Source organism: Myxococcus guangdongensis, assembly GCF_024198255.1.
GTDB classification, from domain to species: Bacteria; Myxococcota; Myxococcia; order Myxococcales; family Myxococcaceae; genus Myxococcus; species Myxococcus guangdongensis.
On sequence record NZ_JAJVKW010000001.1, the window covers coordinates 723,475 to 747,597 of the forward strand.

A 24,123-nucleotide genomic window follows, 5' to 3' on the forward strand; every position below is an offset into this window, starting at 1 on the left:
GGGGTCCTCGGCTCAGTAGGTGATCCACAGCGGGTGACGGATGAGCGCCGCGCAGGTGCCCACCCAGGCCAGGCGCGTGTTCTGCGCCTCCAGCGGGAGGTAGACCTGCTCGAACAGCTGCTTCAGTTCCGCGTCCGTGGGCGGCTGCCCGAGCATGCGGAGGTAGAGGTTGCGCAGGTTCTTCTGCACCGCGTCCGGGCTCTTCGCGGAGGTGTCCGCGAGCGTCGCGTAGCGCAGCACCGCCTTGTTGTTCTGCTTGTCGACCGCGCGCCCGCACCAGGCCTGGGACATCTGCACCAGCGCCTGTCCGGCGGAGGGGCCGAACGTCGGGTTCTTCTTGCGGTACTCCAGGGAGTTGCCGCCGCCCAGGGCCTCGTACCGCTCGACGGAGCGGGGGTCGGAGACGTACTCGCCGGAGATGCCGGGGGACCAGTCCCCGGGCCACACGAAGAACTTGTTCCAGTTCACCACGTAGGCCCGGTTGCGCCAGTCGGGGTTGCTGGTGCTCACGAAGTCCTCGAGCGTCAGCCCCAGCTGGTCCATCAGGCTCACCACCATCTCGTCCGCGGCCAGCCGGCGGACCTTGAACTCCGCGGGGGACGGCGTGTCCAGCGGCTCGGGCGGCGCCTTCAGGTCGCGAATCCAGTCCTCCACCTGGGCAATCGTCATGGTGACGCGGCCGCTCGCGACCAGCTGCTCGTAGGGCTGGCCCGGCGGCATCTGCGCGTAGCTGCCGGGGGCGTTGCCCTTGAGCATCTTGATGAGGAGGCTGCCCTCCGGGTCGCCCCGCTTGACGAACCGCTCGTCGTAGACGAGCCCGCTCTCGAACGCGGCGAGCGAGGCGAAGAAGGGCTTGTTGCCGTTGACGTGGCAGCCCTCGCACGCGGGCGCGAGCGCCAGGCGGACCGCGTCGTTGTCGCTCGACGCGGCACACGTGCCTCCGCCATCCGGCTCATCCCCGCTGCCCTGCCGGTACGCGCTGTCACCGAAGCAGGCGCCCAGGTTGAGCGCGAGCACCGCCAGCGCGGCGGCACACACGAAAGAAGTCGGCGTGCGCATCACAGGCCCCTCCGCAGCTCGGACTGCTCGAACAGGTAGCGGATGAAGGGGCGCAGCTTGCGCTCCCCCGCGACGAACTCGCGCGCGAGCTTGTCGATGAAGCCCTTCTCCGTGGCCGGGTTCAGCTCCCGGCCGATGAACATCGCGTAGAGCTTGCGCGCCGCGCAGCGGTCGAACTCACCCGAGCGCACCAGCAGCTTGCCGAAGCCCAGGGGGCCCATGGTGCCGTCGCCGTGCTCGCCCAACAGCGTGTACGACTCCGGCATCGTGTCCAGCAGCACCGCCTCCGGGTTCGCCTTGAGCTCTTCGGGCGTGACGGGCGTGAGCACCGTGTTGGGCTGGAAGGCGTTCCTCCACCGCAGGCCCGGCGCGTTGCCGGTGTGCGGGTACTGGCCGGACAGCCACTCGGCGGTGACGCGCTGGTTGCCCATGCCGCCGATGAAGGGCCAGGGGACGTAGTAGCTGGGGAACGGCGTGAAGTCCCAGCGCTTGAAGGCGATGGCCGCGGGGTCCAGCGTCTTGTGGCAGTGCAGGCACGTGCCGCCCGTGGCCGGGTCGATTTCGAGCGGCGGGAAGTGCACGTCCGCGGGAGGCGGCGAGAAGTTCTGGCAGGCGAAGATCTCCAGGAAGCGCGCCGCCCGGACCCGCTCGCGCGGGAACGAGGACATGGAGCCCATCATCGTGAGCACGCCCGCGGCGGGCAGCCCCAGGGGCGCCTCCTTCGTCGTGCGCGGGTCGAAGCGGTAGGTGCGCTCCATGCTCCCGGAGCGCGACTTGTCGGGCGTGAGCGCGAGGTGGAAGGGCTCGAGGTTCTCCACCACGAACTCCCGCCACGCCTGGGGGTCATTCGGCGTGGGGTGCATCGGGTCGCGGGGCTCGTTGCCCACGTCCGGGCGCCACCAGGTGGTGTTCTGGTCCACCACGGTGTTGCCCATCTGCCGGCCGAAGCGGACGTACAGCGCCCTGAGCCAGTTGGTGCCGACGGTGTAATTGCCGACGACCAGGTCCGACAGCGGGCGGTCATGCCACGCCAGGTGCGCGAACAGGCGCGCGGGCTCCTCGTAGGGGTGGCGGCGCTGACCGCTCAGGCCCGAGGTGCCCGTGGACCCCAGGCCCGCGAGCGGCGAACACCAGATGAGGTTCGGCCCGCAGCCACAGCCCCGGTTCAGCGCCGGGTCGTAATAGCCGCCATAGGCGACGCCGCAGTCCAGGACCTTGCCGGTGCGGGTGTCGGTGACGGTCTTGGTGTCCCCGCCCGCCTTGCCCAGCACCTGGACGGTGGTGCCCGGAGCCCACCAGGGCTCGACGGTGTTCACCTCCGGGACGGCGGGATTGCCGGCGCCGTCCTTGTCCTGGCACTGCTGATTGGGGCTGCCGGTCTCGAACTCGTTGACCGCGTAGTACGCGCCCGGGTGCAGGCTGTTGTCCTCACAGCGGTGCAGGTGCCCGGACATGTCGCCCTGGTAGGCGTCCCCGTTGGCGCCGGTGGTGTAGGCGCCCACGGAAATCCACTCGTGCCCGAAGCGCACCATGCGCTCGTAGAACTTCGGGGAGGCGAGCACCTCGTCGAGCGTGGAGCGCAAGAGCGTCGCGCGGGCCGCGGGCGTCGACGCCGCCTCCATGGCTTCGTACTGCTCCAGGGAGGGAGTCGTCCCGGTGAGGCCGAGCACGATGCGCCGCAGCACGCGCGTGTCGCTCATCTGGTCCTCGGGCGGGTCCTCCGGCGCCGTCGGCTCGGGTTCACATTGCTGGGCATGCGCGTCGGGCACGACGAGCCCGGACATCGCGAACAGCACGCCCGCGAGGGCCGCGCTCTTCAGGTGCAAGTGCCAGTGCATGCGTGCGACAGTAGCATCGAATATCGCGGCGACACACCGGATAACCTGTCTGTCATTCAGCGAGAATGAGGGGTGGACTCCCCTCCACACCTGATTGTCTTTCAGGTCTCACGCGGACGTGACGCGGGGCCCGACTGAGGTGGACTCCCCACCACACCCGGGGCCCCGGGCCCGCGCCTCGGAGTGCGCCAAGGTGTGCCCTCAAGCACCGCGACAGGGACGGGACGCGGCCCGCGGGAGGAGCCGCGCCGTCACCCAAGCCCATGCCCCGCCCCAGCCGGGCGGGGTGCTCACTGACAGTTCGGCGGCCCCATGCAGGAGAACGTCAACGACACCCGCGCCGAGGCGGACACTTGCGCCGGGATACAATCGACCTGGGCCTCCACCGTGTTGCAGACACCCCGGGGACACGCCAGGGCGGCGGCCTCGTGGGCATCCTGGCTCGCATAGGCGTAGGCCCCGCTGCATCGCGGATGGACGCCGTACCCGGTGACGGTGAACCGCTGGGGCTGGCACGTGCAGGCGGTGGTGGAGGGACAGTAGGTCCGCGTCCCATCACATTGCACCCAGCCTCCATTGTCCGCCCCCGAGGTGCAGACACCGCTCGCGGAGCCGCAGGACACCGAGGTGCCCGTGCACTGCTGCGTCACCTGACAGGACACCGCCGCCTCGCTGCTCTCCAGCGTGAGGTCGTCGTCCACCGACGATTCACCGCCACAAGCCGTCAACGTCGTCACCACCAGGAACGCCACACGAACCCAACGCACATCGAATCGCATTCGCATGCAGGAACCCCTCGCCATCATCGAACGGTCAATGACACACACCTGCGACTCCGCGCGAGCAGGCGCGTGTCGGAGGTGGAGGGAGTCTGCACGCCCACACGGGAGAGGAGCAATCCCACATCCATGGGATTGTTCCTCCCTCGCTGGACGCGCTGACGGGGTGCCCGCTCAGTACATCTTCAAGTCATACGTCGGGGTGGGACGCCAGTCGGAGCCCGCGGGGACGGTGCGCGTGTCGGTGACCTTCACGGCGTAGACCCCTGGCGCCACGTTGACCGAGGTCCGGTACATCCAGCAGGCGGTCGTGAAATCGGAGCAGACCACGGTCTGGGTGCTGGTCAGCAGGGCCCCCAGGGTGCGGGTGGCGAAGTCATACGCATGGACGTCCACGCGGAGCTGTCCGAAGTTGCGCAGGTTGTAGACCTCCACCGTCATCAACTGATGGATGTTCGTGGCGCCGAGCACCCAGTCCACGTCCCCCGCCCGGTGGAACGTGTGTCCGAGCTGGGGCGTTCCCACGTAGGACGAGGCCGAGGTGTGGGAGTTGTCGCTCTCGTACGCATCCGGCGGCGCGAGCCGGCAGTCAGCGGGCGGGCTGAATCCGCCGGTGTTGACGCAGACGTTGTTCGAGCAAGCGCAGCCCGTCGTGCAGTCCGCCCCCGTATTGCAGGCGCGCACTGGCGCCACGTCGCAGTACCCCGCCGGCGGAGGCGGACCGAAGCCGCCCCCCACGCAGACGCCGTTGGTGCAGACGCAGCTCGAGCGGCAGTCGAGCGACGTCGAACAGGCGCGCAGCTCCGACGACTGCTCCTCCACGTCTTCCAACGGGCCCGCGGTCACGGGAGCGTCCTCGACGCTCCCACATGCCGCGACAAACACAGCCATGACACAAAGGCACCAACGAACGAGCTGCATGAGTCTCTCCTGGGTGGATGCGACAAGGAATGGAGACCCGCGAGACGACTTGTCAGCGCAAGGCCCCATCCCGCGATGGGCTTTGACGAATGTCGAGAAACCAAGAGGCAGGCCCCGTCCTTCGGGAATCCAGCGCCTTGGTTCACCCAGGATAGGTGTTGCCGATGAGATGACCATTCCCCTGAACAGGGGATAGCCTCGGGCCCATGTCGGACCTCGTCACCTGGAGCGACGCCCGCAACGCCTTCCGCCTGCTCGATGAGCTCGGGCAGTTGAGTCACGACACGCTGGCGTGGAGGCGTCACCTGGTCGCCGGGATGAGCGCGCTCGTGGGCGCCCAGGTCGGCATGGCGGCCGAGACTCCGGAAGATGGACTGCTGGACGCGTCGCGGCACCAGGGCAGCGTGGACCTGGGCTGGGCCACCGCGTCCGACCGACAGGTCTGGATGCAGGTGTGTGAGCGTCACGATGCCGCGATGGACCCTTCCGACGCGAGAATCGCCCAGCTCGGCGAGGGCACCTTCACGGCGCCGCGGCAGGAGCTCGCGAGCGACCGCAGCTGGTACGGCTCCACCATCTTCAACGAGCACTACCGCCCCGCCCGGCTCAATCACTATCTGCTGTCGGCGCTCCACGTCCCCGAGCACCGGGCGATGCACTTCGTCTTCCTGTTCCGAGAGGCCTCATCCGGCCCGTTCGACGCGCGAGAACGCCAGCTCATCCACCTGCTCCACGGCGAGCTGGGGCTCCTGTGGCAAAGCGCCCAGGCCCTGCGGCTCCCCCGGCGGCTCCAACACGTCCTCGCGCTGTTCCAGGCGGGCCATGGCGAGAAGGAGGTGGCCCAGCATCTGGGGCTCAGCCCCGCGACGGTGCACGACTACAGCAAGGCCCTCCACAAGCGGCTGGGCGCACGCAGCCGCACCGAGCTGCTCGCGAAGGCCCGTGCCCTGCCCCGGGCTCCCCGCTTGCTGCTCCAGGAAGAGGACCTCCCCACTCCACGGTGAGCCAGGGGCGGCCCCTCACTGCGCGGCCATCTCCTTTGCCACCAGGGGCGGCACGCCGTAGCGATAGTCGAAGTGGTACGTGCCCTCCGCATCGAGGCGGAAGAGGAGCCAGGTCCACGCCTCGCGCTGCCCCGCCGGCGGGTGCTCCTGCAAGGTGTGCAGCGCCTCCAGCGCCTCCAGCGTCAGGTCCACATCGGACCGCTGCTCGTGCAGGAAGCCATTGGCGATGTATTTCTCAGACGTGTCCCCACCCCACGCGTAGCGCTCGTAGTGCACCTCGACGCGCTCCCAGGGCTCGGGGACGGACTCCAACAGCGCTTCGATGAACTGCTCCTGCAACTCCAGCATGCCCGCTCCTGTCGCCCACGCACGGTAGGGTCCGTGCTCGACGATAGTCGGTGGGCGGGAGCCGGGGCGTACCGTCAGGAGCCGCTGCAGCGAATCTGGAGCGGGTGGCTCTCCAGCACCAGGCACTCGCCGGAGCTGCAGGTGAACAGGTCGCAGATGGCCGGGGACTGGACGCAGCGGATCTCACGGCCCGCGCCCAGGTCGAACCAGGCACAGGAGTAACCCTCCGGACAGGTGAGCTCGACGCCTTCGCACTCAGGCCCCAGGGCCTGGTCGCCCTTCAAGGACAAGGGGGCGTGGGAGGACGGGGGCGGCTCTCCCTCGGGCCCCCGACAGCCGGCCAGGAGCACCACCGCCACGAGCCACGTCCATCCCTGAGCAGCCCTGCCCGACACCTTCGAGAGCCTCTTGCGCGACGTCATGCGCGTCGCGAAAGCAAGACAGACGCCAGCAAGGCGCCTGCGGCCCGTGAGGCGCCCCCGCGTCTGGAGCGCAACACGAACGTCACGCCGCCCCGCATCCGGCCACTCGGAAATCCACGCGCCCCCATCACCCCCTCTCAGTTTTCCGTGGCCCCCACGACGTCGAGGGCGCGCCCCCCGCGTCCCCACCGGAGCGGCCCTCCCTCTATGATTCCTTGATGCGTCGCCTCCTGCTCCTCTCGCTCAGCGGCCTGCTGGCCTGCGCCCACACCGCCCCCGTGAACACCACGCCGTCCGAACCCGCAGGGGGCGCTCGACGGACGAGCGCCGACGAGCCGACTCAGCGCCCCGAGCACAAGGTCTCCGGGCCCCGGGCGAAGATTGCCCCGGCGCCACCACCCGAGGTCACCTACGCCATCAACCAGGCCTGGAAGGAGTCCTCCACCGGCGCCCACGCCCAGGCCGTGGAACGACTGAAGCAGACCTGGGCGCAGGGACACCGGTTCCCGGAGGTCGCGTGGTACGCCGCGCTCGAAGCGGCCCGCGCCGGAGACACGGGCGCGTCCTTCACCTGGGTGGAGCTCGCGGTGCGGCACGGCTTCACGGACCCCGGAGGGATGCTCAAGGCCCGGTCGCTGGAGCCCGTGCGCGCGCGGCCCGGCTACGACGCGCTGGTGGCGCAGGCCCGGAAGAACGCACGCGAGGCGCGCTCGGAAGCCGGCGTGGGCTCGGGGCTGGAGACGGTTTCCGCGCGCGAGGCCGGGCTGTCCGAGCCCGCGCTCGAGGCCCTGGTGAAGGCCGCGGAGGAGACCGGGAGCGCGGCGCTGGTGGTGATGCACCAGGACCGGCTCGTGGGCGAGTGGTACTTCGGCGGCGACAGCCACCTCATCGAGAGCATGTCCGCCACCAAGAGCGTGGTGTCGATGGCCATCGGCATGCTGCTCGAGGAGGGGAAGATTGCCTCCATCGACCTGCCCGTCTCCACCTGGTTCCCCGAGTGGAAGGACGGGCGCAAGGGACAGGTGACGCTGCGCCACCTGCTCAGCCACACCTCGGGGCTCGACACCGGGAGTTCGTCGACCCGCCTCTACGACGCGAAGGACCTCGTGCGCCACGCGCTGGACTCGGAAGTGGTGGCCCCACCCGGTAGCCGATTCCAATACAACAACAACGCCGTCAACCTGTTGCCCGGCATCATCGAGCGCGCCTCGGGCCAGAAGGCCGACGCCTACGTGAAGCGCCGGCTCATCCAGCCGCTGGGCATCCGGGACTTCCGCTGGGACAAGGACCCCTCCGGCAATCCGGTGGGCATGGCCGGCTTCCAGATACATCCGCTGGACTTCGCCCGGCTGGGACAGGTCATGCTCCAGCAGGGCGTCTACCGAGACCAGACGTTCATGAGCCGCGACTGGGTCCGCAAGTCCACCGCGGCGACCCACCCCGACGCCCCCACCAGCGGGCTGCTCTGGTGGCGCCTTTACGAGAAGCCACCGACGATGACGCTGGTGCAGCCCATGCTGGACGAAGCCCACGCGAAGGGCTTTCCGAAGACGAAGCTCAAGCGGCTCCAGGACATGGTGGACAAGCCCATGCCCCAGGACGAACTCGGCGCCGCGCTCATCGAGCGCCTGGGGAGCCCCGAGGAGCTCACCGCCTTCGAGTCGAAGGTGCGGAACGCCCGCTACGCGCTGAAACAGGAGGGGGAGGTCATGGGCTTCGCCGCCATGGGGTCCGGCGGCCAGAAGCTGCTCATCTTCCCCAAGCACCAGCTGGTGGTGGTGCGCATGGCGGACCTGGACGAGCGGGTGAGCCCCGGGACGATGGCCTTCTCGCACATCGTCCCGCTCGTGCTCGACCTGGTGCGGCCCGCCCCCGGAGCCTCGCGGCCCTGAGGGCGGAGCCGTGCCCGCTCATTCACAGAGGAAGGCGTACTCGTCAGCGTACTGCGTCACCACACCGGACTGGGTGATGTAGCCCAGGCAGTCCCCGTGCACCGCGCCCGCCCATCGCGTCCTCGCGGCGTCGTAGTAGTACGTCCGGTGGAAGCCCGTGCGCCCCCCACCAGGCTGCTCGGAGCGCTGCTCCACCGTGGCCGTGGTCTCAGGAGCAACACCCTCCTCCGTCTCGGCCGGTCCACCACAAGCGCCGAGCAGCAACGCGGAGAATCCAATCACCCAACGAGACAGCGTCATCCGGGGCCCCTTGTCGTGAGAACTGTTTCGAAGTTGCAGTGGCAACGATATCGAGTCCAGGTCCGCCCCGTCTACCCGGAGAGGCCCGTGAAACACGGGTGAACCGTGGCCGAGTGGACTGTCGCGGGCGAGGGCCCGGCCTACACTGGGGCCACTCCACCCTGTCCTCGGATTCGCTCGCACATGAAGCCCACCGTCGGAGACATCTTCGTCGTCTACACCCCTCGGCTCGCGGCCTACACCGCGATGCAAGTCACGGCGTTGAAGCAGGAGGGGAAGAACGAACTGGCCTGTGTGCTGTCCCTGGATTGGGTGGGGCCCGAGCTCCCGGACGCAGCGGCGGTGGCGGGGATGAAGCCCATCGTCTTCAACTTCTTCTTCTGGAAGGAGCACCACGTCCATGTCTGGGTGCCCATCGACGTGCCGCATGGCTACGTCCACGTGGGCCACCGGCCGCCGCTCCTCACCGAGAAGAGCGTCAGCTACAGCAACTGGCCCTCGGGGAGCACCCACTTCAGCCAGCGCCGCTGGGAGACCATTCCCCAGGCCACCCGGGACCTCTTCAAGCAGACCGTCGCCCTGGAGGACCGCAGCCAGCTGGTGACGCTGGGGGGACTGGAGCTGCGCCGCACGACCCAGCGGCTGGACACGGACCGGCTCCGGGCCGTCTCCGACCTGGCGGTGTTCGAGGCGCTGCCCATCCTGACGTCGGTCAACGCGGATGCACCTGTCACCGGGCTGTTCGAGTTCATCCGGCGCATGCCCTTCGTCTACGAGTCCCACGTGACGAACCACGGCCAACGCGTGGTGGATGTGCGCGGAGCGCGGCTGACGCGACTGGGGCTCGACGTCACGGGCGTGCAGGAGGTGTTCCTCAATGACGAGCTGGAGACGCTGTCGCTGCTCGGGGAAGCCTCGCCCGAGCTGAGGATTCACGCCGAGGCGGATGGGCGCTGGCTCCACCTGCACACGAAGGACACCGCCTGGAGCTGGTCTGGACTGGACGCCCTGGATGAGCTGCACGTGTACGCCTTCCGGGAGCTGGACGCCGCGACCCTCGTCCGCCGCTTCCCCAAGCTGACGGAGCTGCGGGCCACGGGCGCTCCGGGCAACCTGCGCAACACGGCGGAGCTGGGCGCGCTCACCGGGCTTTGCGTGCTCATGTTCAACGAGGTGTTCGGCATGTCACCCGAGGAGTTCCCCGGGCCGGAGCGCTTCCCCGACCTGGGGCAGCTGTGGCTCACGAGCCTCCCCGCGGACGTCGCCGCCAGCGTGAAGAAGGCGTACAAGGCCGCGGCCCAGCGGGGCGTGGATGTGTCGGTGCGACAGCCGCGCAAGCCCGAGTGGCTGGCGGAGAACCTGGACAACCCCTTCCGCACCTGGGACGGCGAGGACAACATCCCGCCGGCCAAGGCGAAGAAGGCGGCGGCGCTGTATCGACAGGCGCGCTCGGCCGCGCTCGCCGCCACCACCGGGCACGGTGGCTCACCCTCCGCGCTCGTGTCCGCGCTCACCCCCGTCGTCAAGGACTACACCGAGGGCTTCAACAAGCTGGATGCCCGCCACGCCTTCATCTTCACCGTGGAGCGCGAGCACATCTACGACGCGCTGATGGGCATCTTCGACGCCGTGGACGAGAAGCTGCGCGCCGCGGGCAACGCCTCCGTCGTCCCGCTGGACCGCGACGCGCTCGTGACGGTGATGGACTCGATTCGCGACTTCTAGCGGGTCCTGGCACCCAACCCGTTCTTCATGATTTTCTGTCTTTTCACCTTAGACGCCGCGCACGTAATGGGAGGCACGCCCTGGAGGTCCTCGGGGCACCCCATCCGTCGCGGCAAAGGGAGACGACATGAAGAGGGCAGCATGGAGAACGACAGCCAGCAGCGGTCTGCTGATGCTGGGATTGATTGTCACAGGGAGCACCGGCTGTTCCGGCGGTGACGGGACGTCACCAGCGACCCACCTGGGCGCCAAGACGAGCGCGCTGGCGGATGGACCGGACCTGGTCATCACCGACATCGTGGTGCCGCCGAGCTTCCGCGCCAGCAACTATCCCTACTCGCAGGCGCCGAAGGCGAAGGTCACCGTCTGCAACCAGGGCACCGCCTCCAGCGACTCCACGGAGGTGACGTTCTACGTGTCCATGGATGACGTGCTGACGCCCATGGGGCCCAGCGCGCCGCCCCTTCCCGTCACGGACCAGGCGAGGGTGGGCAACGCCTGGGTGCCGAACCTGTACCCCAGCCAGTGCGCCACCTTCACCACGGACCTCTGGCCCCACCTGCCTCCGGACGCGAACGGTCTGCAGGGGGCCTACTACTTCGGCGCCATCGTCGATGAATACGAGAGCGTCTCGGAGACGCGCGAGGACAACAACGCGTTCATCCACGGCCTCGTCGGCGTCGGCGACAAGCCGGACCTCGTCATCACCGACATGAAGGTGCCGCCCAGCCTCCGCACGGGCTGGTCTCCTTCTGCGCAGCCCCAGACGGGCACCGTGACGGTGTGCAACCAGGGCACGACGGACAGCACGTCGACGATGGTGCGGCTGTACCTGTCCATGGACGATGAGCTGACGTCCATGGGCCCCAACGCGCCGCCCAATCCGCCCATGGACCAGTCTCCGCTGGGCTTCGTCCCCGTGCCTCCGCTCTACCCCGGGCGCTGCGCCACGGTGTCCACCCAGCTCACGCCCCACCTGCCTCCGGACGCACAGGGAAACAACGGGGCCTACTACGTGGGCGGCATCGTCGACGAAGACGTGAACGTCCAGGAGCTGCGCGAGGACAACAACACCTTCATCCACGGCCTCGTCGGCGTCGGCAACGGGTCCGACCTGGTCATCACCGACATGGTGGTGCCGCCCAGCCTGCACAACAGCGGATACCCTTGGTCGCAGCAGCCGAAGGCCTCCGTGACGGTGTGCAACCAGGGCACGCAGTCCAGCGGTTCGACGCAGGTCCATCTCTATCTCTCCATGGACGACGTGCTGACCGCCATGGGGCCCAACGCCCCGCCGCAGCCCGTCACGGACCAGGCGCCGCTCGGACAGGCCTCCGTGCCCTCGCTCTTCGCCGGCCAGTGCATCACCGTTTCCACGAACCTCACGCCCGCACTGCCTCCGGCGGCCCAGGGCGTCGAGGGCGCGTACTACGTCGGCGCCATCGTCGATGAGCAGGACAGCGAACTGGAGCTGCGCGAGGACAACAACGCCTTCATCCACGGCCTCATCGGCTTCGGGTTCCAGGCGGACCTCGTCATCACGGGGATGGAGGTGCCGCCCAGCCTGCGCGGCAACAGCTATCCCTCCTCGCAGACGCCGAAGGCCAAGGTCACCGTCTGCAACCAGGGCACCTCCAATAGCAGCTCGACGGAGGTCCGATTCTACATCTCCATGGACGACACGCTGACCGCCATGGGCCCCACCATGCCGCCCTACCCCGTCACCGACCAGATGTACGCGGGCACCGCCTGGGTGCCGAACCTCTACCCCACCCAGTGCATCACCGTCTCCTCGGACATCTGGGCCAGCCGGCCCCCGGACGCGCAGGGCAACGACAGCGCGTTCTACTTCGGCGCCATCGTCGACGAGTACGAGAACGTCCAGGAGCTGCGCGACGACAACAACACCTTCATCCACGGCCTCGTCGGCATCGGCGACAAGCCGGACCTCGTCATCACCGACATGAACGTGCCGACCAGCCTCCGCACCGGCGGGTCTCCTTCTGCGCAGCCCCAGACGGGCACCGTGACGGTGTGCAACCAGGGCACGATGGACAGCACGTCGACGATGGTGCGGCTGTACCTGTCCATGGACGATGAGCTGACGGCCATGGGCCCCAACGCCCCGCCCTATCCGCCCATGGACCAGTCCCCGCTCGGCTTCGTCTTCGTCCCCCCGCTCTACCCCGGGCGCTGCACCACGGTGTCCACCCAGCTCACGCCCCACCTGCCCCCGGATGCCTACTACACGGACAGAGCCTTCTACGTCGGCGGCATCGTCGACGAAGACGTGAACGTCCAGGAGCTGCGCGAGGACAACAACACCTTCATCCACGGCCTCGTCGGCGTCGGCAACGGGTCCGACCTGGTCATCACCGGCATGAACGTGCCGCCCAGCCTCGGCAGCAGCTACTCGTCCCCGCAACCCCGGACGGGCACGGTGACGGTGTGCAACCAGGGCACCCAGGACAGCGGGTCGACGCAGGTGCGGCTGTACCTGTCCATGGACGACACGCTGACGGCGATGGGCCCCAACCCGCCGCCCTATCCCCCGATGGACCAGTCCCCGCTGGGATTCGCCACGGTGCCTCCGCTCTACGCCGGACGCTGCGTCACCGTCTCCACCCCGCTCGCGTCCACCCTGCCTCCGTTGGCCCAGGGCCGCGAGGGCGCGTACTACGTCGGCGCCATCGTCGATGAGCAGGACAGCGAGCTGGAGCTGCGCGAGGACAACAACGCCTTCATCCACGGCCTCATCGGCTTCGGCGACAGGGCCGACCTGGTCATCACTGGCATGGAAGTGCCGCCCAGCCTGCGCGGCAACAGCTACCCCTCCTCGCAGACGCCGAAGGCCAAGGTCACCGTCTGCAACCAGGGCACCTCCAATAGCAGCTCGACGGAGGTCCGATTCTACATCTCCATGGACGACACGCTGACCGCCATGGGCCCCACCATGCCGCCCTACCCCGTCACCGACCAGATGTACGCGGGCACCGCCTGGGTGCCGAACCTCTACCCCACCCAGTGCATCACCGTCTCCTCGGACATCTGGGCCAGCCGGCCCCCGGACGCGCAGGGCAACGACAGCGCGTTCTACTTCGGCGCCATCGTCGACGAGTACGAGAACGTCCAGGAGCTGCGCGACGACAACAACACCTTCATCCACGGCCTCGTCGGCATCGGCGACAAGCCGGACCTCGTCATCACCGGCATGAACGTGCCGCCCAGCTTCCGCACCGGCGGGTCTCCTTCTGCGCAGCCCCTGACGGGCTTGGTGACGGTGTGCAACCAGGGCACGACGGACAGCACGTCGACGATGGTGCGGCTGTACCTGTCCATGGATGACGAGCTGACGTCCATGGGTCCCAACGCGCCGCCCTATCCGCCCATGGACCAGTCCCCGCTCGGCTTCGTCTTCGTCCCCCCGCTCTACCCCGGGCGCTGCACCACGGTGTCCACCCAGCTCACGCCCCACCTGCCCCCGGATGCCTCCAACACCGAGGGTGCCTACTACGTGGGCGGCATCGTCGATGAGGACGTGAACGTCCAGGAGCTGCGCGAGGACAACAACACGTTCATCCATGGCCTCGTCGGTGTCGGAAACAAGGCGGACCTGGTCATCACGGGCATGGTGGTGCCGCCGAGCCTCCGGAGCGGCCCTTCTTCGTCCGTGTCAGCCTCGGTGACGGTGTGCAATCAGGGCACGCAGGACAGCGGGTCGACGCAGGTCCAGCTCTACCTCTCCGTGGATGACGAGCTGACGGCGATGGGCCCCAACGCGCCGCCCTATCCGCTCATGGACCAGTCCCCGCTCGGACAGGCCCCCGTGCCCCCGCTCTTCGCCGGGCGCTGTGCCACCGTGAGCGTCACGCTCTCCTCCGTGCTGCCTCCGTCCGCCAACAGCATCGAGGGCGCGTACTACATCGGCGGCATCGTCGATGAGCAGGGCAGCGAGCAGGAGCTGCGCGAGGACAACAACGCCTTCATCCACGGCCTCATCGGTGTCGGCAGCAGGCCCGACCTGGTCATCACCGGCATGGTGGTGCCGCCGAGCCTGCGCACCAATACCTCGCCGGCTCCGACGGCCTCGGTGACGGTCTGCAACCAGGGCACCGTCACCAGCAATTCGACGGAGGTCCGGTTCTACATCTCCATGGACGACACGCTGACCTCCATGGGGCCCAGCATGCCGCCCTACCCCGTCACCGACCAGATGTACGCGGGCACCGCCTGGGTGCCGAGCCTGGCCTCCGGCCACTGCACCACCGTCTCCACGGACATCTGGCCCAACCGTCCCCCGGACGCGCAGGGCAACGATGGCGCGTTCTACTTCGGCGCCATCGTCGACGAGTACGAGAACGTCCAGGAGCTGCGCGAGGACAACAACACCTTCATCCACGGCCTCGTCGGCATCGGCAGCAAGGCGGACCTCATCATCACCGGCATGAGCGTGCCGCCGAGCTTCCAGTTGGGCGGGTATCCCTCGCAGACCGTGACGGGCACGGTGACGGTGTGCAACCAGGGCACGCAGGACAGCACGTCGACGATGGTGCGGCTGTACCTGTCCATGGACGACGAGCTGACGGCGATGGGCCCCAACATGCCGCCCTATCCCCCCATGGACCAGTCCCCGCTGGGCTTCGTCTTCGTTCCGGACCTGGCGGCAGGTGCCTGCACGACGGTCCCCACCCCGCTCACGCCCCACCTGCCTCCGGACGCCAACAACACCGAGGGTGCCTATTACGTGGGCGCCATCGTCGACGAGGACCTGAACGTCGAGGAGCTGCGCGAGGACAACAACCTCTTCATCAAGGGCCTCGTCGGCGTCGGCAACAAGGCGGACCTGGTGGTCACCGCGCTGACGGGGCCGTCCTTCGTCCGGGTGGGGAACTCCTTCACCGCCACGGTCACGGTGTGCAACCAGGGCACCCAGCCCAGCGACCCGAGCAGCGTGTATCTCTACACCTCGCTCGGCGCCGTGCTCACCGCTGACTCCGTGCAGCCCGCGCCGGACCAGAGCCTCATCGGGGTCGCGAGCCTCAACGCGCTGAATCCGAACAGCTGCAGCACGCAATCGCTGAACGTGTCGGCCACCCTCCCGCCGAGCGCAATGGGGCTGGCGGGTGCCTACCACCTGGGCGCCTACGCGGATGCAGGCGAGTCCCTGGTGGAGCTGCGGGAGGACAACAACACCCGCGTCACCGGACTCATCGTCACCCCGTAGCACGCGGCATCGAAGCACCGCCGGGCATCCCACGACACGGGATGCCCGGCGGGTGGTCTCACTCACGGCTCCTGGCACAAGGGGTCGCCGTTGCACGGGTTCGGATTGGGATTCGTCGGCCCGCCGCAGTACGGGGCAGTGTAGCCATCACAGTTGTTGTCGATGGTGTCCAGGCAGGACTCCGGCTGCCCCGGGTTGATGGCCGCATTGCTGTCGTGGCAGTCGATGCCGTTGTTCGTGTAGCCCCCCGGGCGGTTGCACGCGTACTGCCAGTGGCCACCGTGCCCGTAGCCGTCCCCGTCCTGGTCCAGGTACCAGACGGTGGGCTCACCGATGCTCGGGTTGGAGTCATTGCAGTCGCTGGCGTTCACCACGTAACCTGCGGGGCGTGAGCAGGCGAGCGTGGGTGCCTGCCCGTTGCCCCAGCCGTCACCATCCGCGTCGTGGTAGTAGGTGGAGCGCAGCCCTTCATCCGTCTGGAAGTTGCAGTTGTTGTCGATGCCGTCGCACACCTCCGTGCGCCCTGGATGCGCCATGGCGGTGTTGTCGTCGCAGTCACCCGCGTTGGTGACGTAGCCCGCGGGCTGGGTGCAGGCGATGACCGAGATGATGGGATGGCCATAGCCGTCGCCATCCAGGTCGCGGTAGTAGTTCCGCCCCGTCGTCACGCTGGCCCGGGTGTCGTCGCAGTCGCTCGCGTCGGCCACGTAGCCGGAGGGGCGCGAGCAAGCCCGGGTCCAGTTGTTGGGGTTCCCATACCCGTCGCCGTCCGCGTCGCGGTACCAGGTGGACCCCACACCTTCGTCCGTCTGGCCGTTGCAGTTGTTGTCGAGGCCGTCGCACACCTCCGTCCGATAGGGATGGACCTGGGCGGAGTTGTCGTTGCAGTCATTGCCATCGCTCACGTAGCCCGCGGGGCGGGTGCAGGCGTACTGCGAGGGGCTGCTGCGTCCGAAGCCGTCACCGTCCTGGTCGAGGTACCAGAGCGAGGGCTCACCGATGCCCGGATTGGAGTCATCGCAGTCACTGCTATCGCTCACATATCCCGCGGGCTGGACACCCGAGCGGACGTAGACACTCGGGTTGCCGTACCCGTCCCCGTCCTGGTCGCGGTACCAGTACGCGCACCCGTTCTCGTCCGTCGCGCCATTGCAGTTGTTGTCGACGCCGTCACACACCTCCACGGCCGAGGGCGAGATGGCCGCGCGGCTGTCGTCGCAATCCAGCGCGACGTCCACGTAGCCGGGGAGCCGCTCCGCGCAGTCCTGCTGGACCTGGTTCGGGTTGCCGAAGCCGTCCCCGTCCGCGTCCAGGTAGAAGCGCCGCAGCGGCAGGACTCGCTGCACATGGGTGGACTGAGGTGGTGACAGACTCCCCGTGCCGAGCTGCCCCTGGCCGTTGTCCCCCCAGGACCAGACGACGGGACAGCCCGCGTACTCCCACATCCCCAGGCGCGCCGCCAGGCCGTGGCGAGCGCCTCCCGCCACCTGCTCCACGTGCTCCACGTAACGGTAGACCGCGGAGGAGGAGTCCCACCGGAAGGCGCTGACGGGCTCGGTCTTCATCGTCAGGCTGAGGTCGCCCAGTTGGCCGTGGCTGTTGGCGCCCCAGGCAACCAGTTCCCCGTGGGGGGCGCCTCGGATGAACAGTGAGAAGTCGTCTCCCGCGGCGATGCCACCTCCCGCGTGCGTCCAGTTCCCCACGGGCCACGGGCCGCGCACGAACTGACGCGCCAGCGGCGGCTGTTGCACCACGTAGCCACGCCCCGCCTGCCCCGACGTGTTCAACCCCCAGCTCCACGCGTTGCCGTTCCACTCGTTGTCGTAGATGAGTGAGTGCGCCTCTCCCGCCGCCACGGCCTTCGCGATGGCGATGTCGCGGATGAGCGTGGGGACCAGGACCGGCGTCGCGCTCTCCTGGCCCGTGCCCACCTGCGCCGCGTCATTGCGTCCCCAGGCCCAGACGCGCCCGGTGCGCGTCAGGGCCAGCACGTGGTGGCCACCCGCCGCGACGGAGGCAATCCGGTACACGTCCTGTGGGTCCACCGGCCCTCCGGCCGCCGGCAGGTACGGGTCGTTCGCCGCGAGCTGTGGGAGCACCACCTTGACGGGCGTGGGGTGCGCCTGCGTGTCCGAGGTGCGCTGTCCCAGCTCACCATCCACGTTCTGCCCCCAGGCCCACAGCGCGCCCTGCTCGTCCACCGCGAGCGAATAGTCAGCCCGCGCGGCGATGGCGACGAAGCGCCCGGTCAACGGCACCTGGAACGGCGTCAGCACCGGAGCGCCCGTCTGCGCGCTGCCCACCTGTCCCCGGTTGTTGCGTCCCCAGGCCCAGACCCGGCCCGACTCATCCAATGCCAACGAGTGACCCGCCCCCGCCGCGACGTCGCGCACCAACGTCGGGAGCGCCAGGGGCAGCGGCGTGGGCTGCGGCGCGGCGCTGGACTGGCCGCGCCCCAACTGCCCCTCCGCGTTCTGTCCCCACGCCCACACCACGCCGTCATCCCGCAGCGCGAGCGAGTGGTACGCCCCCGCCGCGACCCGCGCCACCGACTGCCCGCCCGCGAGCGACCCGCGCTGGGTCCGCGACTCCGACTCCGACGCGTCGACGGGCAGCGTCTCGCCACAACCCATCCCCAATGCCAACAAGGCCGCCCGACACCAGCGGAACCCTGGGAGTCCTACTGCCACTGTCTGCCTTTTCAAGGGAGCCACTCCTGACACACCTCGGCCCTCCTCCCGAGACCGGGGTATCCGTGGGAGAATCAAGACATGGGAGGGCCCGCCCGTGAGCACGGGTGTTCCGGAGCCGACGCGACGGGTTGCGTGCTTTTCTCTTTCAAAACAAGAAATAACGCAACTCAGGCATCAACCATGAACCACGGGTGAGCCGTGACACCCGAGCCAGGTATCAGCCCCCGCAGTTCCGAATGACCCGGTGTGGGAGGAGCGCCGAGGCGCGCTACTGGGCCGCGAGGACCTCCTGCGGGATGGGCTCCAGCGGCACCATGACGAAGCGCTGCGCGGAGTCCACGGAGACCACGCCCTTGGCGACGGTGGCCATCTCACCCGCGACGCGGCGCCAGCGGCCCTGCTCGACGAGGAACTCGCCGCGCCCCACATACGACATCTCCATGGTGGCGGGGAGGGGTCTGGCCAGCGCGGGGTTCTCGTAGCGGCCAGCGTGGCGCTCCGCGACGGTGAAGTCGATGACGGCCACCGTGGTGCCCTCGGCCTCGCGCTCCAGGGACACCAGCTCCACGCGGTTGATGGTGTCGCTCTCGCCGTTCCAATGCTTCCCCATGTCGACCAGGTCCGCGCTGTGGGTCCACACGTCGCCCACGGCCACCGGGCGCGAGGGCAGCTCCACCATGAAGGCCACCAGGTTGCGGTGCTCGCGCTTCAAGTCGCTGGTGACCAACCCCGAGGGCGTGAGGGTGGCCCGAAGCTGCACGCGACCCTCCATGGCCTTCATCTGTCGGGCCAACTCCTGGGACTCCTTCGACGCGCGCTTCGTCTTGGGAATCTCCATCTTCGTCACCACCACCCGCGCGGCCACGTCGCCCGAGGGCTTCGGGGACAGCACGAGCGCCATGGCGGACTGGGTCGGCTGCGCCATCTCGAAGAGCTTCTTGCGCTTGCCGGCGGGCTCGCCGCGCAGCCGGACGCTGGAGATGTCCACCTTCAGGGTGCTCGCCTTCGAGGACAGGTTGTCCATCGTGTACGCGTAGCCGAGCGAGGACGGCGGCACCTTCCAGCGCAGCGTCACCGGCGCGCTCGCCCCGGCCCCGGACGCCGCGACCGCCAACCCCGGCAACAGCAGCGACAGGGCGAAGAACCACGCGAGGCGGCGTTCCGAGCAAGGGGCCATGGCGCCATCATCAGGGGCCCGCCCGCCGGAACGAAAGTCCCCCTCCAGGGGACGGGCCCCGGGTCATCACTGAATCGTGGAGTTCGTGACGGTGATGGGCGTGTCCGAGTGATTCGAAATCTGGGGATGCGTCACGTACCAGGAGCCGCCCAGGTTGTTCTGGATGACCGAGCGGTCGATGCGGATGTCGCCCGAGTGGTCATTGCTCACGAAGAAGATGGCGCTGCCGTGGGCGTTGACCTCGTTGTGCTCGATTCGCGTGCCGCACAGGGACAGCGTCATCGTGTTGCCGTCGTTGTAGATGGCGCCGCCGCTGCCCCCACCCGGAGTCCCCGGGCGCGAGGGATTGGCGCCGTTGCCGATGGCCCGGTTGTGGGAGAACAGGCTGTTGATGACGGTCCACGACACGCCGATGCTGCTGATGCCGCCGCCGTTCGAGCAGGCGCCGCCGTAGCCCGCCTTGCCGCCGAAGGTCGTGTTCACCACGAACACCGGCAAGTCGTTGTACTGGTCGAACACGCGCAGCGCGGCGCCGCCCACGTCGGGCCCCACGTCCGCGCACGCGTTGTTGAAGAAGCGGGTGTTGATGACCTTCACCCGGCCGCCGCGCACCCAGACCGCGCCGCCGCCGTCGAACTCCGTCTCGCTCTTGGAGCTGGCGTCGATGAAGGTGAGGTTCTGGAGCGTCAGCCGGGGGTGGTCCTGGTTGTCGCAGTGCGAGGTCGTCCAGACCTGATTCCTGTCACAGGTGTTCATGTACAGGATGCGGTGCCGGCCCGCGCCGCTGAGCGTCACCAATCCCTTGCCGTCGATGACGATGTCCGGCCCCTTGTCGTTGAAGACCTTCGCCGTCCTGTCGAGCGTGAGCGTCACCGGCTCCGGCCCGCAGTCGAAGGTGATGACCCCGCCCTTGGCCACGGCGTCGATGAAGGCCGCGCTCGTACAACTGGCGGGCGTCCCCGTTCCGACGACGGTGGTGGGCCTGGAGACATCCGCGAGCCCCGCCTCCGCGGGGACGCTGCAGGTGGCCTCCGCGTTCGGGTTGCCGGCCGGGGGACCGTCCTTGGGGTTGGTCAGCGGGTTGGGCACGTCCACGCCGGGCTCATCGTCGCTCGAGCAACCCGCCGCGACCAGGAGCGCGACGCTCATTCCGAGCACCACGGAGCGAGAAGACCATCGATGACGCCTCTTCGGATGCATGGAGTCTCCAGGAGGCGGTTGGGGGCCACGCCTCGGCGCGAGGATACCCCACGGCGCACCTCCTCCTGAAAGCGCGGTTCCTGGAAGGACGGAGCCCACGCGGGGAAACGCAGGCAGCCTGCGGGCGTATCGGCCGGGCCGGGAATGATTGCGCCGTGAAGGCCCGTCCGCGACTGCAGAAGCAATCGTGCTACCGAGGCTCGGAGCAAATCCAACCCGTGGAGAGGTGGTCTTCGATGATGCAACTGCTGAGCAGGTCGCTCCTGCGGGGGGCGACGTGTGCCCTCTGCGTGATGGGATGTGGGAGCGGACCATCCGACGCCACGAAGCTGTCTTCGGCCCACGCGCCGCTCGCCGAGGACGAGGTGCTGGTGACGAGCACCTCGCGCTTCCACACCTCGGTGGGCATCGCGGAACGACTGGACGACTTGTCCGCGAATCCTCCGGAGATCCATCTCCAGACGGGCGCGTCCTTCATCCGCATCACCGGCACTCCGGTGGCCGGAGGGTGGCTCTTCACGGGCGTCCCCAGGACGGAGTACTACCTGCGCACGCACCCACTCAGCCGGGCAGACATCCTCACATCCGCCCGCCACGTGGACATCGGCACCCACCACATCGGGCGCGCCGACGCGGAGTACCCGGGAGTCGACGGGGTCCCCGTGCAGCTCAACCTGCGCAACCTCTCTCCCTGGCGGCGCCTGACAGGGCAGTATCAACCGGGCTCCAGCCTTCAGGCGGTGGCCACGGACGTGGACATGGTCGGAGACCTGCTCGTTCCAGAGAACACTCCCGAAGGAGCGACCTCCATCGTCACCGACGAGTCCTTTCTGGTCGCCTACAACCTGATGAGCATGCCCGTCTTCCAGGCGAACGCCGGGGACCGGATGTATGTCCATCAATCCAGTGAGTTCACCGCCGGAGGGATGCCGGATGGGACGCGGGTGGGCTACTCCTCCGTCGAGCGCTCCGTGCACCTGCCACCGCTCGACTTCGTGCCGGAATGGGGCCCGTCCCCCCTGACCATCGACGCGGAGCTCCAGCCGCTGCCGCTCCAGGAGTTCCCGCTCGACTGGCGTCTGTCCGAGTTCGCGCCGCAAGCCTCGCAGGTCCACCCTCGCGCCCTTCCGGGCACCATCTGGTTCGAGATCCATCCCACGCCCCACACGTCCGCGGAGCAATGGATGGGCTTCACCCAGCCCCTGCTCCGGCTGCTCATTCCCCGAGGAAGTGCTTCGGATTTCGCGGCCCATCTGAGGTACGGCAATCCGTACCCCTCGAGCTGGGACGTGGTCGGACGGGTCAACTACAGCACCGTCTATGCCGCGCAGATGTCGGGCAATCCCTCACGCACCATCAACCTGGTGGGGGGCTATACCGCCGTCGAGAAGCTCGAGGACCTCGCCTCCGGCCCCATCGCGCCCAAGCTGTCGCCGCCCCGCTCCCTTCGCATCGATTGGAAGTCGGCCAGTACGTCGCGCGAAGTGAGCTCGGTCCACCCCGTGATTTCGTGGCGCCCGCCAGCCGTCGGCACCCCCACGGCCTATCGGGTGATTGTCCGACAGCTCTTTTCCCAGTTCGGAACGACCTCGACCACGGGCTCCATCAGCGTGCCAGCTTCCATCCAGGAGCTGCGCCTGCCGCCCGGCCTGCTGACCTCAGGCCCCCAGTTCTACGTGAGCGTGATTGCCGTCAACGCTCCCCACTGGGACGTGGAGCAAGCACCGCTCTCCACGCAAGAGCGGGTGCCCTACCACTCCGCCACCGCCTACAGCTCCATCTTCACCGTGGCGCCGTGAAGGGCCCGACGTAGGGCGCGCGAAGATGTCTCGGGCGGTCCCGCGAATACTTGCACCGTGAAGGGTCCGCCCAAGCCTCCCCGCGCCCTCGTGCTATCGGCCCGGTGAAGCAATCCCCACGTGTATGGAAGGTGGTTCTCGATGATGCGAATGAGCAGGTCACCCCTGCTGGGGACGGCGTGTGTCCTCTGGCTGGCGGGATGTGGAAGTGAGCGGTCCGACGTCGCGAAGGCGTCTTCGTCCCAGGCGCCGCTCGCCGAGGACGAGGTATGGGTGACGAGCACCACGCGCTTCCACACCTCGGTGGGAGTCGCGGAGCGGCTGGAAGACCTGTCGGAGAATCCTCCCGAGATCTACCTCCAGAGCGGTGCGTCCTTCACCCGAATCACCGGCACCGCGGCGGCCGGTGGATGGCGCTTCAGAGGGGTGCCGCGGACGGAGTACTACCTGCGCCTGGCCTCGTCCTACAGGGTCGACGTCGTCACGTCCGCGCGCCACGTGGACATCGGCGCCCACCGCATCGGTCGCTCCGACGCGGAGTACCCGTGGGTCGACTGGGTCTACACGCAGCTCGACCTGCGCAACCTGTCTCCCTGGAGGCACCTGAAGAGCCCGCAGCTACCGGGCTCCAGCCTCCATGTGGTGTCCACGGACGTGGAGACGTTCGGGGAGCTCATCGTCCCGGAGGAGACTCCCGAAGGAGCGACCTCCATCGAGACCGACGAGGCCCTCCTGTTCGCCTACAACACGGACAGCCTCCCCATCTTCCGGGCAGACGCCGGAGACCGGTTGTATGTCCATCAGCTCAGTGAGTTCATCGCGGGGGCGCTGCCCGATGGGACGCGGGCGGGGTACTCCGCCATCGAGCGCTCCGTGCACCTGCCGCCGCTCGACTTCGTACCGGACTGGGAGGTGACGCCCCTGCCCATCACCACGGAGCTGCAGCCACTGCCGCTCCAGGAGGTCCCCCTGGATTGGCGTCTGTCCGAGTTCGCGCGCCTGGTCCCGCAGGTCAACGCTCGCGCCCTTCCAGGTTCGATCTGGTTCGAGGTCCTCTCCACGCCCCATACCTCCACCCCGGAGCAGCGCGTGGCCGAAAGCCTGCCCATGCTCCGAATGGACCTGCCCAGGGGGAGTGCCTCCGACTTCGCGGCCCCCCTGCGATTCGGCAATCCCTACCCTTCAGACTGGGGCGTGGTCGGACGGGTGAACTACAGCACCACCTATGACTTGCAGAGGCCGGACAACCCCGAGCGCTTCGTCAACGTGTTCGGAGGCTATTCCGCCATCGAGAAGCTCGAGGACCTCACCTCCGGGCCCATCGTCCCGAAGCTGTCGCCGCCGCGCTCCCTGCGCATCGACTGGAAGTCGGCCAACACCCCCCACGAGGTGGACTCGGTCCATCCGGTGATTTCCTGGCGGCCTCCGGCGGTGGGCCATCCCACGGCCTATGAGGTGGTGCTCCGACGGTACTACCCGATGTTCGGGGTGCTCGTGAACAGCGGCATCATCGACGTGCCCGCCTCGGTCCAGGAGGTGCGCCTGCCGCCAGACCGGCTGGAGCCGGGCACCCACTTCGTCGTGAGTGTGATTGCCATCGACGCCCCCCTGTGGGACGTGGAGCAGGCACCGGTCGCCACACGAGAGCGAGCCCCCTACCGCTCCTCCATGGCCTCCAGCGCATTCTTCTCCGTGGCGCCTTGAACGCACTCGACAGGCGGAGGACAGTGCCGCCTCCGCCT

At 68.5% G+C, this 24,123-nt stretch carries 16 protein-coding genes; 6 read left to right on the forward strand and 10 right to left on the reverse strand.

The features are described from left to right. Nucleotides 1-12 precede the first annotated feature (12 nt). The 4 genes from LXT21_RS02950 to LXT21_RS02965 form a co-directional block, all read right to left on the reverse strand. The gene (locus tag LXT21_RS02950) at nucleotides 13-1,059 is read right to left on the reverse strand and encodes a hypothetical protein (protein WP_254036549.1); all 1,047 of its coding nucleotides are present in this window, start codon (nucleotides 1,057-1,059) and stop codon (nucleotides 13-15) included. Continuing rightward, entirely contained in the window at nucleotides 1,059-2,897 is a 1,839-nt protein-coding gene (locus tag LXT21_RS02955) for a DUF1549 domain-containing protein (RefSeq protein WP_254036550.1), read from the reverse strand. Before LXT21_RS02955 ends, LXT21_RS02950 begins: the two co-directional genes overlap by 1 nt. Nucleotides 2,898-3,187: 290 nt before the next feature. Then, the gene (locus LXT21_RS02960) at nucleotides 3,188-3,682 is read right to left on the reverse strand and encodes a hypothetical protein (RefSeq protein ID WP_254036551.1); all 495 of its coding nucleotides are present in this window, start codon (nucleotides 3,680-3,682) and stop codon (nucleotides 3,188-3,190) included. 168 nt (nucleotides 3,683-3,850) lie between these two features. Continuing rightward, a complete protein-coding gene (locus LXT21_RS02965; protein ID WP_254036552.1) occupies nucleotides 3,851-4,522 on the reverse strand; it encodes a hypothetical protein in 672 nt (223 codons plus the stop codon). A gap of 281 nt (nucleotides 4,523-4,803) precedes the next feature. On the opposite strand from LXT21_RS02965, the gene LXT21_RS02970 reads away from it, so the two are divergent. Next, nucleotides 4,804-5,601, forward strand: coding sequence for a helix-turn-helix transcriptional regulator (locus LXT21_RS02970; RefSeq protein ID WP_254036553.1), 798 nt, complete (start codon nucleotides 4,804-4,806; stop codon nucleotides 5,599-5,601). Nucleotides 5,602-5,616: 15 nt separating this feature from the next. On the opposite strand, the gene LXT21_RS02975 is transcribed toward LXT21_RS02970, so the two are convergent. Both LXT21_RS02975 and LXT21_RS02980 read right to left on the reverse strand, forming a co-directional pair. Further along, the gene (locus LXT21_RS02975) at nucleotides 5,617-5,949 is read right to left on the reverse strand and encodes a hypothetical protein (protein WP_254036554.1); all 333 of its coding nucleotides are present in this window, start codon (nucleotides 5,947-5,949) and stop codon (nucleotides 5,617-5,619) included. A gap of 74 nt (nucleotides 5,950-6,023) precedes the next feature. Continuing rightward, entirely contained in the window at nucleotides 6,024-6,371 is a 348-nt protein-coding gene (locus LXT21_RS02980; RefSeq protein ID WP_254036555.1) for a hypothetical protein, read from the reverse strand. Between the two features lie 218 nt (nucleotides 6,372-6,589). Between LXT21_RS02980 and LXT21_RS02985 the strand changes: the two genes are divergently transcribed. Beyond that, a complete protein-coding gene (locus LXT21_RS02985) occupies nucleotides 6,590-8,263 on the forward strand; it encodes a serine hydrolase domain-containing protein (protein ID WP_254036556.1) in 1,674 nt (557 codons plus the stop codon). 18 nt (nucleotides 8,264-8,281) lie between these two features. On the opposite strand, the gene LXT21_RS02990 is transcribed toward LXT21_RS02985, so the two are convergent. Beyond that, nucleotides 8,282-8,563: a hypothetical protein gene (locus LXT21_RS02990; RefSeq protein WP_254036557.1), complete on the reverse strand. Its 282-nt coding sequence runs from the start codon at nucleotides 8,561-8,563 to the stop codon at nucleotides 8,282-8,284. Nucleotides 8,564-8,746: 183 nt separating this feature from the next. Between LXT21_RS02990 and LXT21_RS02995 the strand changes: the two genes are divergently transcribed. Further along, nucleotides 8,747-10,288, forward strand: coding sequence for a gliding motility protein (locus tag LXT21_RS02995; protein WP_254036558.1), 1,542 nt, complete (start codon nucleotides 8,747-8,749; stop codon nucleotides 10,286-10,288). 127 nt (nucleotides 10,289-10,415) lie between these two features. Further along, nucleotides 10,416-15,512 carry a CARDB domain-containing protein gene (locus LXT21_RS03000; RefSeq protein WP_254036559.1) on the forward strand — a complete coding sequence of 1,699 codons (5,097 nt, stop codon included), beginning with the start codon at nucleotides 10,416-10,418 and terminating at the stop codon, nucleotides 15,510-15,512. Between the two features lie 62 nt (nucleotides 15,513-15,574). Here the strand turns inward: LXT21_RS03000 and LXT21_RS03005 are convergent, their stop codons facing one another. From LXT21_RS03005 to LXT21_RS03015, 3 genes are all read right to left on the reverse strand, one after another. Beyond that, the gene (locus LXT21_RS03005) at nucleotides 15,575-18,145 is read right to left on the reverse strand and encodes an RCC1 domain-containing protein (protein ID WP_254036560.1); all 2,571 of its coding nucleotides are present in this window, start codon (nucleotides 18,143-18,145) and stop codon (nucleotides 15,575-15,577) included. A gap of 328 nt (nucleotides 18,146-18,473) precedes the next feature. Continuing rightward, nucleotides 18,474-19,382, reverse strand: coding sequence for a hypothetical protein (locus LXT21_RS03010; protein ID WP_254036561.1), 909 nt, complete (start codon nucleotides 19,380-19,382; stop codon nucleotides 18,474-18,476). Between the two features lie 66 nt (nucleotides 19,383-19,448). Next, nucleotides 19,449-20,582, reverse strand: coding sequence for a hypothetical protein (locus tag LXT21_RS03015; protein ID WP_254036562.1), 1,134 nt, complete (start codon nucleotides 20,580-20,582; stop codon nucleotides 19,449-19,451). Between the two features lie 236 nt (nucleotides 20,583-20,818). On the opposite strand from LXT21_RS03015, the gene LXT21_RS03020 reads away from it, so the two are divergent. Next, nucleotides 20,819-22,381 carry a hypothetical protein gene (locus LXT21_RS03020; protein WP_254036563.1) on the forward strand — a complete coding sequence of 521 codons (1,563 nt, stop codon included), beginning with the start codon at nucleotides 20,819-20,821 and terminating at the stop codon, nucleotides 22,379-22,381. 150 nt (nucleotides 22,382-22,531) lie between these two features. After that, on the forward strand, nucleotides 22,532-24,085 hold the full coding sequence (locus LXT21_RS03025) for a fibronectin type III domain-containing protein (RefSeq protein WP_254036564.1): 1,554 nt from the start codon (nucleotides 22,532-22,534) through the stop codon (nucleotides 24,083-24,085). Nucleotides 24,086-24,123 lie beyond the last annotated feature (38 nt).